The sequence below is a fragment of the Nocardia sp. TBRC8007 genome, from assembly GCF_056629435.1.
The window spans coordinates 1-709 of record NZ_JBWSOR010000125.1 but is presented as its reverse complement, the minus strand read 5'-3'; the positions used below and the strand labels follow the sequence as shown (position 1 = coordinate 709).

1 protein-coding gene is annotated in these 709 nt (G+C 62.6%); it reads left to right on the top strand.

Annotation, left to right across the window (positions count from 1 at the left end; translation table 11 throughout):
* Positions 1 to 122: 122 nt before the first annotated feature.
* On the top strand, positions 123 to 709 hold a 587-nt coding region (locus tag ACX4ZE_RS22915), incomplete at its 3' end, for a hypothetical protein (RefSeq protein WP_480275536.1).

The following is a 709-nucleotide window of genomic DNA, read 5'->3' as shown; positions in this document are numbered from 1 at the left end:
AAGGTGGTGAGGTCGCCGAAGGTGGTGAGCTTGTCGAAGGTGGTGGGGTTGTGCGGGCGCGGGTTCGGCGGAAACGTGCCGCGGAGCGTGAGTTGCTGCTGGCGCCGGAGTATTTTCATTCGTTGACCGACCGGATCGGGGATCTCGCTGCGGTGGATATTCAGCTTCGGCGGGGCTACGCGGTGAACGAGCTGACCCGATATCGATATGATGTGGTGCTGTCCAAGAGCCCGGTCGAACGACTGTCCTTCGCGGAAGTGGTGACCGTTTCCTTCCCGGGTTACCGGGAATTGAGGCATGTGCTCGGGGAATCCGGTGACGACCGGATCCGTGTGACGGACATTCCGCATGGGGGGCTCGGGGCCGAGTATTCAGCGATGCGGGACATCGAATGCGGGCGGAGGGTTTCGGTCGATACCCGCACCACCACAGTCGGTACCGAATTCACGCTCGGGGAAAGCCCGGAGGGTCGATCTGTCGGTGGTCTGGTTCCGGAGGATCTGTATCGGATCGGTGAAGACCTCGGTTTCTGTGTGGGTGTCACCTGGTCTCCGCGGCCGGGGCATATGGATGCGGTGTTCGTCGCTGGAAATACCGCACACGGTAAACGCTTCACCGACACCTTCGTTCCGAACGGTCGGGTCACGCGGTTGACGAACAACCCGCAGGCGGGTGGGCTGGTCGCCGAGGTGCGTCGGTTCGTCGCCGA